An 8,638-nucleotide genomic window follows, 5' to 3' on the forward strand; every position below is an offset into this window, starting at 1 on the left:
GATCCTGGTGCTGCTCTTCGCCTCGATCCAGGTCGCGGCCGTCTTCCTGGCCCGCTCCACCGCGATGAACGCGGCGCAGAGTGGCGTCAACGCGCAGCGGACCTATGAGGCGCCCGACGGCGCCGGGGTGGAGAGCGCCTCCCGCTTCCTGCGAGCCGCCGGTGGCTGGCTGGTGGGCTGGGACAAGGCCGGCCCGACCTGCGTGACCAGCCCGACCGAGGTGACCTGCACGGTGAGCGGCCGCTCGCTGTCCGTGGTGCCCGGCGTGGACTTCGCGATACAGCAGACCGCCCACGGCACGGTGGAGAGGGTGACCCCGCCATGACCCGGGCCGCCGAGCGGGGCTCGGTCTCCATCGAGGTGGCGGTGCTGGCGCCCGCGTTCATCGCGCTGATGGTGCTGGCCGGCGTGGTCGGGCGCAGCGCGGTGGCGGCGGAGGCGCTCGACGCGGCCGCGCACGACGCCGCCCGGGCGGCCTCGATCTCCCGCAGTTCCGCCACGGCCAAGACAGCGGCGTTGGAGGCCGCCCGGAAACAGCTGGACTGGCACGGCCTGGCCTGCGCCAACGACCTGGAGCCGACGTTCACCGGCTCGATCGCCGGCAAGGACTCCGGGTTCGACGACGCCTTCAGCAGCTCGGTCGGTACGGACGCCACGGTGACGGTGACGATCAGCTGCCGGGTGTCCTTCCGGGACATCACCCTCGACATCCTGCCTGGGATGACGAGTGAACGGCTGATCACCGGGCAGTTCACCTCCCCGCTCGACCGTTACCGGAGTCGGCGATGACGGCCACCACGTCGGCCGCCGGGCCCGCGCGGGCCGGTGAGCACGGCCGGGTGAGCATCTTTCTCGCGGTGACGATGATCGGCGTACTGGCCATCATCGGTCTCTCCTTCGACGGCGCCGGTCAGCTCCGCACCCTGCAACGGGCCCAGAACCTGGCCGCCGAGGCGGCTCGGGCCGGCGGTCAGGCCATCGACCGGGCCACCGCCATCGAGGGCGGCCCGAAACGGATCGACCAGCCGCAGGCACGCGTGGCGGTCGCCGACTACCTGGCCGCCGCGAAGGCCGCCGGCCACACCGTGAGCTTTCCCGAGGTCGACGGGGAGATCCTGATCCGGGTGACCGTCTCCATCACCTACCACCGCTCGATGCTCGGACCGTTCGTCCAGGACAAGACGGTCACCGTCACCGGCGAGGCGACCGCACGTGCCATCACCGCAGCACCGTAGGAAGGAAGGCAGCCATGCCCGTATCGGGTGGGTCCGTGGTACGGCGGACCGGACGAATCCTCACCGGCATCGGCGCACTGGCCGTGCTCCTGGTGCTGCTGGTCGGCGCGCCGATCGCGTTGCTCGCCTTCGCCGGTAACCCCCTGCCCGATCACCTGCCCACCCTCGGGGAGGTGGGAACCGCGCTGACCAGCCGGGACGACGGCCAGCTCTTCCTGCGGGCGTTGGCCGTTGCGGGTTGGTTCGGCTGGGCCACGTTCGCCTTCTCCGTCCTCGTCGAGCTGGGCGCGCAGACCCTGCGCCGGCCGGCGCCGAAGCTGCCCGGAATGGGCCGCCAGCAGAAGGCCGCCGCCGCGCTGGTCGGCTCGGTGGCGCTGATCCTGGTGGCGAGCCCGGCCGCCGCCAGCGCCGCGGCGGTCTATGGAGCTCCGGCGTACGCGAATCCGGGCGCACCGGCCGTCACCACGCTGGCCGCGCCGACCCGCGCCGCGACGACACCGGACACTGCCGCGCCGGTGGCCCAGGGCGGGCTGCTCGGCCTGGCCGGGGCAGGGCTCGCCGCACCCGGCGGCCCGGCGGCGACCGACGAGGCCGCACCGGTGTACCGGGTGGCGCGGGGCGACTACCTCGGGGAGGTGGCCGAGCGGTACCTGGACGAGTTCGGCGACTACCGGCAGCTCGCCAAGCTGAACAAGCTCGACGACCCGGACCGGATCCGCCCCGGCCAACTACTCCGACTGCCCACCGAGGCCACCGACCAGGGGGCCCGGCAGCACGCCACCGGCCGGCTCGTCGACCGGCCCACGGCGCCGAAGCCGCCCGCGCCCCGGCCAGCACCCGAGCAGGCCGCACCCCCGCGGGTGACCCCGGCACCACCCAGCGGTACGCAGTCGACGGGCCAGCCGCCCGCGATGACGGTCGGCGCGGCCCGGGCCGGTGACGTCGATCGGGTGAACCGCCCGCTGGCGGTCTCCGCCGTACTGGCCGTGGCGAGCATCGTCGGCGCCCAGATCGGCGCTGTCCTGGGACTGCGCCGCCGCCCGGCCACCGCAGCCGGCGCTCCCCGGCTGGCCGCTCCCTCCCGCAGACCCCGAGGCGGGGCGGGCCGGAGCAGCAGCGGCGGGGCGGGCCGGAGCACCGGCGGGGCGGGCCGGAGCGGCGATGGGGCAGGGCTGAGCACCGGCGGGGCGGGCCGGCTGACCAGTGGTGGGGCGGCCGGCAGCGGGGCCGCGTGGGCTGCCAGCCGGGCGGCGGCCATCGAGGGCCCCTCGACACCGACCGGTGGCGCGGCACCGGGCGGGAACGATCTCGCACTTGGCGGCACCGGGATGACGCCTAATGGCAGCGGCGTCGCACCTACCGGCAGCGGCGCGGCACCCGCCGGCGGCGGCACGGCATCCTCCCGCAGCGGCGCGGCACCCGCCGGCGGCGGAATGGCTACCGACGGCGCTGGCGAGTGGAGTGGCGACGACGGCTGGGCCGGCGCCGGTGCCGAAGGCGGGCTGTTCAACGGTGAGCACGGGTTGGATTCCGTACCGGACGGACCGCCGGTCGGCCGCCACCGACGCAGCTGAGGCGATCGACCCGCGCGACGCTGTCGCACGGCTGGCCCTGTTCAGGCTCCGCGTCTGGTGCGGGGGTGTGCCGCCTGGCCACGGCGACCGGCCAGCACGGTGGCGACGGTCTGGTCATCCGGCCGCAGCGGGAGCGCCCCGAGGCAATTCCTCGGGAAGCGAGATGCCTGTGAGTCATAAAGATGACCCACAGGCATCGGCGTCGAGCGTGTCATTGCCTCCGGGGTCGCCACGGAGTGTTATCAGGTGCGCCGACGTGTCGCGGGCCGGCCCGCTCGATGGGGTCCGTGCACGAGCATCGCCGCCGACCAGAGCGGCGGTCGCGGCCGGTGGTCAGGGCAGGCGGGTCTGGAGCACGCCGTTCTGGATCCGGGTGGGCAGGACCTGCTGGTCGTTGCCGGACGGCCCCTGCACTACCTCGCCGCCGTTGAGCCGGAACGCGCTGCCGTGCCACGGGCAGACCACACAGGCGTGACCGTCGATCTCCTGCACTTCGCCCTCGCCGAGCGGCCCGCTCTGGTGCGGGCAGCGCTCCAACATCACCGTCACCTCGTCACCGTGCCGGTAGAGGATCACCGAGATGTTGTCGTCCACCTCCCGGGTGATCAGGGTGCGTTGCGGCAACGTCGCCATGTCGGCCAACGAGTGCCAACCGTCGGTCATCCGGTGCAGCTCGGAGATGCTCTGGTTGACCTGCGCCCCCTGCTTGTACGCGAGGTGACCCCCGATGTACGCCCCCAGGCTCACGGTGGAGAGCCCGAGGAAGCCGAGCGCGCGGCCCATCCCGTGGCGGCCGGACATCCGAGCGGCCAGCGAGCCGGCGTAGATCGCCATGCCGACGGTGTTGGCGGCGGCGTGCACCAGGCCGACCCGACGCTGGTCCCGGGCGAGCGCCGCCCAGTCGTTCAGACCGGCGACGGCCGCTGGCAGCGCGCTGACCGTGCCCAGACCGACCAGCACGGCGGCCGGCCGGCGCTGCCCGGGCATGAGGTCCAGCACCGCGGCGCTGATCCACGCACCGACCGGCACCTGCACCATCGCCGGGTGCAGCGGGTGCCCGAGGGTCACCCCGTGCAGCAGATCGCGCAGCCGGCGCGGACGCAGCGTCCCCAGGACGACCTTCTGCAACCGGTCACCCGCGCCATCCAGCCGGGAGTCCTGCTCAACTTTCGTCAATAGTGCTCGCACGAGTACCGACTTCCCGGCGATCGTCGTCGCAAACCGGTCGGCGGCGACAAACCTGCCGCACCCCCATGCCGCCGATCGCGCAGGCCCTGCGCCGAGGGTCCGGGGCACAAACCGCATAACGCCACCCGGAAGTGCAAGATCGACGGGGATTGTGGGGGTGCGGCGGGCCGGGCATGCTGGCGGGATGGGTGTGCGGGTGGAGCGGCGTGGACCGGTCAGCACAGTGGTGCTGGATCGGCCGGCGACGCGGAACGCCGTCGACGGTCCCACCGCGCGGTCGCTGGCGGACGCGTTCCGGGCCTTCGAGGCCGACCCGGACTCGGCGGTGGCGGTGCTCTGGGGTGCCGGGGGCACGTTCTGCTCCGGTGCCGACCTCACGGCGATCGGCACGCCGAGCGGCAACCGGGTGGAGCCGGAGGGGGACGGCCCGATGGGTCCGACCCGGATGACGCTCAGCAAACCGGTGATCGCGGCGATCTCCGGGTACGCGGTGGCCGGCGGCCTGGAGTTGGCGCTCTGGTGTGACCTGCGGGTCGCCGAGTCCGATGCGACCCTCGGGGTGTTCTGCCGCCGCTGGGGAGTGCCGTTGATCGATGGCGGCACCGTCCGGCTGCCCCGGTTGATCGGCGAGAGCCGGGCGATGGACCTGATCCTCACCGGCCGCCCGGTGCCGGCCGACGAGGCGTACACGATGGGGTTGGTCAACCGGGTGGTGCCACCCGGCCAGGCGCGGGCGGCGGCCGAGGAGTTGGCGGCGTCGATCGCCCGGCACCCGCAGACCTGCCTGCGCAACGACCGGGCCGCGGTGCTGGCCGGCGCGGGGCGGCCGGAGCCGGAGGCGCTGGCGACCGAGTTGGCGTACGGGATGGACTCGCTGGCGGCGGACGCGCTGGCCGGTGCGGCCCGGTTTGCCGCCGGCGCGGGCCGGCACGGCACGACGCCGCCGGAAGAGGGGACCCTCCCGACGGCGTCGACCACGCGCTAGCTCAGTTGCGGTTGATGGTGAAGGTTGTCGTGGTGTTGCGGATGTCCTGGTAGTTGTTGGTCAGCCGCAGGTTGGTGAAGGTGACCGAGCCGACCGCCGGGCCCTGACCGGGTTCCGGCATCTCGTTGGCCCAGATCGCGAAGCCGGACTTCGCGTCGTACGCGTCACCGCTCTTGCCGACGCCGCTGATCGAGACGTTGGTGAAGACCGTGTCGGTGATCGGGTTCTCCGGCTGCGACCCGTTGTACTTGGTCTGGAACATGATCCCGGTGTACGTCGGGTCGACGATGTCCACGTCGGACACCCGGATGCCGCGGAACTCCTTGGATGCGGAGAAGACCCAGATCGCGGGGAACGTCTGGGAGCCCCAGAAGTGTCCGCCGGCTCTGACGATCGAGATGTTCTGGAACTGGGTGGGCGGGCTGGCCCCGAACCCGATGAACGGGTAGCCGAAGTCCAGCGAGCTGATGGTGATCCCGGAGTACGTCAACATGTCCGCGATGTAGAGGTTGCGGAAGATGTTGTTGTAGCCGCCGTAGACCGCCAACCCGGCCGCCCGCCACGTCAGCGTGGCCGTCAGGTTCTCGAACACGTTGCCGTTGTTGCCGACCGAGGCACCCTGGTCGGTCGCCGAGAAGAGAGCGAACGCGTCATCGCCGTTCGACCGCCCCTCGGTGTTGGTGATCAGGTTGTTGGTGCTCCCGTTGGTCAGGTTCACCCCGTCGGCGAAGGTGTTGCGGAAGCGGCTGTTCTTGATGGTGAGCCCGCTGACGCTCACCCCCCAGTACGCGCAGACGGTGTGCTCGACCCAGACACTGTCCAGGGTCATGTTGTCGACGTCCTTCAGCTCACCCCACACCTTGCCCGGCCCGTCGATCCGGTTGGTGTAGTTGCCGAAGAAGGCCAGGTGCGAGAAGGACGACCCGCTGGCCGAGGACTCCACCCGGAAGCCCGCGTCGGTGTTCTGCTGGCCGGTCGGCGTCTGGAAGCGGGTATACCACATGCCCGCGCCCGTCACGGTGATCGGCTTGCCGTACACCTGGAACTTCTGGGCGGTCTCGTAGGTGCCGGCCGGCAGGTAGACGCCGACCAGGTTGCCGGTGGTGTCCATCCGGACCGCGTCCAGCGCGTTCTGCACGTCCTGGTGGCTGAAGCCGGACGGCACCCGGTAACGGGCCGGGTCCGGGTTGGCCCGGGGTGCGACCAGCTCCAGGTTGACGAAGTCGATCGCGTACGTGGTGGTGTTGGCCGGGTCCTTCTGCAGACGGATCCTGCTGCCGGCCGGGATGGTCGAGTTCAGCATCACGTTCGCCTCGTCGTACAGGTGGCGAGGCGGGCCGGCACTCGGCGAGTCACTCGGGCTGGCCTCCGCGCCGTACAACCAGATGTGCTTGGAGGTCAGGTTGATCGGCTTGTGGAGGGTGCCGTTGACGTAGATGTTCAGCGTCGAGTCGATCCCCCCGCCGCCCGGTGCGTCGGGAATCGAGAAGCGGGTGACCAGGGTGTTGGTCGCCGCCCGGGTGGTCCACTCGACGTACGCGCCGGTGCTGTTCAGGGTGACCGCCCGACGCCCGGACGCCTCGCCGCCGAGGTTGCCGATGTCCCGGTTCGGGCCGACCTGCCCGGCGCCGCCGCCGGTGGTGCCGTCCTCGGCCTCGTACATGTCGTAGCCGAGGTTCGCACCGCGCCCCACGAAGAGCGGGCGGTCGGTGGTGTTGTTGGTCTGCTTGACCGGCAGTTCGTTGCCGTCCACGGCGAGCACCACCCGGACGGTGTACTTGCCGTTCGCGGCGGTCCAGGTGCCCAGGTTGACCGGTCCGACCGTCGCACCGGCGTTGATCACGCCGGAGTAGGAGCCGGTCAGGGTCCGGACGGCGGTGCCGGACTCGTTGAGCACGGTGAGCGTGATGCCGTGCGCGCCCGACGCGGACGCCTGGTTGCCGGCGTTGCGGATCGACACGGAGAAGGTGACGGTGCTGCCCGGCGGCGGGTTGCCCGGCGACCAGTCGACGGCCGAGGCGACCAGGTCGGAGCTGGCCACCGCACCGACCACCAGCGGGCTGGGGTTGGAGTAGCTGTTGTTGGTGTCGTCGGACTCGACGACGGTGTTCGACTCGTCGACCTTCGCGCTCAGCGGGTAGCTGCCCGAGTCGCGGGTGCCGATGCTGGCGCTGACAGTCGTCGACGCGCCGGCCGCGAGGCTGCCGACCGACGCGGTGCCGACCCGGGTGGCGCCCAGGTAGAAGTTGACGTTCGTCGCCCCGGAGGCCGCCGAACCGGCGTTGCGCACCGTCGCGGAGAGCGTGATGGTGCTGGTCTCCACGGGGGCGGACGGGCTGAACGACATGCCGGTGACGGTCAGGTCCGGGTTCGGCGCGGGGGTGCCGAAGACCTGGAACTCGGCCACCTGCCCGGCCGGTGCGCCGGTGTTCGAGGCGATCGAGAGCCGTACGTCGGCGGCCGCGCCGGAGACCGGGATGGTCACCGTGTTGCCGCTGCCCGGGTTGAAGGTGTAGTTCGCCGCCCCGACCAGTGTGGTGAAGGACGACGAGGCCTGGTCCCGGCCGAGCACCGTGATGTTCTGGGTACGCGTGCCCCACGCCGAGTCCGGGTTGAGCTTCAGCACGATCTGGCTGAGGCTGGCGTTCGCGCCGAGCTGCACGGTCAGCGTGCTCGGGTTGCCGTTGCCCTCCCAGTAGGTGGCCACGTTGTTGTCGTTGGCGTTGGTGGCCACGAACGTGTGCACGAACCCGGAGGCGGTGATCGGCTTACCGACCGCCAGGTTGCTCCCGGTCGGTGGGGTGCCGGTGCCGGTCCGGGTCACGGTGTTGCTGTTCGCCGACTGGTTGCCGGCCGCGTCCTTGGCCCGCACGTAGTACGAGACGGTGGCGCTGTCCGCCTGGTTGTCGGTGTACGTCACTGTCGAGCCGTTGACGCTGCCGCGCAGCGCGCCGTTGGCGTAGATGTCGTAGCCCGTCACAGCGACGTTGTCGGTCGACGCCGACCAGGTGAGCCGGATCTGCCCGCTGGCCGGCTGGGTGTACGCCAGGTTGCCCGGGACGCTCGGGGCCTGGGTGTCGGTGCTGCCGGTGGCGCCGTACACCTCCACCTCGGAGAACTGCGCGGCCGGCCAGCCGGTATTGCCGGTGACCTGCACGCGTACGTAGCGGGTGCTGGCGGCGGTGAAGCTGACGGTGGCGGTGTTGCCGCTGCTCGGATTGAACGTGTAGCCGGCGGACGCCTTCAGGGTGGTGAAGGACGAGCCGTTGGTCGAGCCCAGCACCGACAGGGTCTGCGTGCGGGTCTGCCAGTCCGACGAGGGCGGCAGTTTCAGCACCACCCGATCCACGGTGACGGTGGCGCCCAGGTCCGCCTGGATCCACTGCGGGAACGCGTTGTTGGCGCTTTCCCAGTAGGTCGAGGCGTTGCCGTCGTTGGCGTTGACCGCGACGTAGTTCTGGTTGTAGCTGCTGGCGGTCATGGTCGCGGAAAGGCCGGCGAGCATGGCCACGCGAGCGGCTGCGGCGGAGGGGTCGGCCTTCGGTGCCGCGCCGGCCGTGGGGGTGACGACCGGCGCGGTGACGAGAAGCATTCCGGCGAGCGCACCGGCGAGCAGCCGTCGACCGGTGCGGGTGGTGGCGGGGACGGGGTGGGGC

General features: G+C 71.7%; 6 protein-coding genes and 1 pseudogene. 5 read left to right on the plus strand and 2 right to left on the minus strand.

Annotated elements, in window-relative coordinates; all coding sequences use genetic code 11:
• The 4 genes and pseudogenes from KBX53_RS13220 to KBX53_RS13235 form a co-directional block, all read left to right on the plus strand.
• Positions 1–325: pilus assembly protein (locus KBX53_RS13220; protein ID WP_210859473.1), on the plus strand; the 325-nt coding region annotated here is incomplete at its 5' end.
• Positions 322–789 (plus strand): TadE/TadG family type IV pilus assembly protein, encoded by a 468-nt coding sequence (locus KBX53_RS13225; protein ID WP_030332270.1) that lies wholly within the window; start codon positions 322–324, stop codon positions 787–789. The genes KBX53_RS13220 and KBX53_RS13225, both read left to right, overlap by 4 nt.
• Positions 786–1,235, plus strand: a complete 450-nt coding sequence (locus KBX53_RS13230; RefSeq protein WP_210859475.1) for a pilus assembly protein TadG-related protein — start codon at positions 786–788, stop codon at positions 1,233–1,235. The genes KBX53_RS13225 and KBX53_RS13230 overlap by 4 nt, the downstream gene beginning before the upstream one ends.
• Before the next feature lie 14 nt (positions 1,236–1,249).
• Positions 1,250–2,317, plus strand: a pseudogene (locus KBX53_RS13235) (LysM peptidoglycan-binding domain-containing protein); the annotation flags it as partial.
• Between the two features lie 825 nt (positions 2,318–3,142).
• On the opposite strand, the gene KBX53_RS13240 reads toward KBX53_RS13235, so the two are convergent.
• Positions 3,143–3,997, minus strand: a complete 855-nt coding sequence (locus KBX53_RS13240) for a Rieske 2Fe-2S domain-containing protein (protein ID WP_030332264.1) — start codon at positions 3,995–3,997, stop codon at positions 3,143–3,145.
• A 184-nt stretch (positions 3,998–4,181) separates the two neighbouring features.
• Between KBX53_RS13240 and KBX53_RS13245 the strand changes: the two genes are divergently transcribed.
• Positions 4,182–4,982, plus strand: a complete 801-nt coding sequence (locus KBX53_RS13245) for a crotonase/enoyl-CoA hydratase family protein (RefSeq protein WP_210859477.1) — start codon at positions 4,182–4,184, stop codon at positions 4,980–4,982.
• Position 4,983: 1 nt separating this feature from the next.
• Here KBX53_RS13245 and KBX53_RS13250 read toward each other — a convergent pair whose 3' ends face one another.
• Entirely contained in the window at positions 4,984–8,574 is a 3,591-nt protein-coding gene (locus KBX53_RS13250; protein ID WP_210859479.1) for a discoidin domain-containing protein, read from the minus strand.
• Between the last annotated feature and the right edge of the window lie 64 nt (positions 8,575–8,638).

Origin of the sequence: Micromonospora sp. M51 (assembly GCF_018070305.1) — a bacterium.
In the GTDB taxonomy this organism is placed as follows: domain Bacteria; phylum Actinomycetota; class Actinomycetes; order Mycobacteriales; family Micromonosporaceae; genus Micromonospora; species Micromonospora parva.

Excerpts from the sequence above, each read along its gene's own strand:
- KBX53_RS13225 (WP_030332270.1), top strand. The coding sequence starts at position 322 with ATGACCCGGGCCGCCGAGCGGGGCTCGGTCTCCATCGAGGTGGCGGTG.
- KBX53_RS13230 (WP_210859475.1), top strand. The coding sequence starts at position 786 with ATGACGGCCACCACGTCGGCCGCCGGGCCCGCGCGGGCCGGTGAGCAC.
- KBX53_RS13245 (WP_210859477.1), top strand. The coding sequence starts at position 4,182 with ATGGGTGTGCGGGTGGAGCGGCGTGGACCGGTCAGCACAGTGGTGCTG.
- KBX53_RS13250 (WP_210859479.1), bottom strand. The coding sequence starts at position 8,574 with ATGCTTCTCGTCACCGCGCCGGTCGTCACCCCCACGGCCGGCGCGGCA.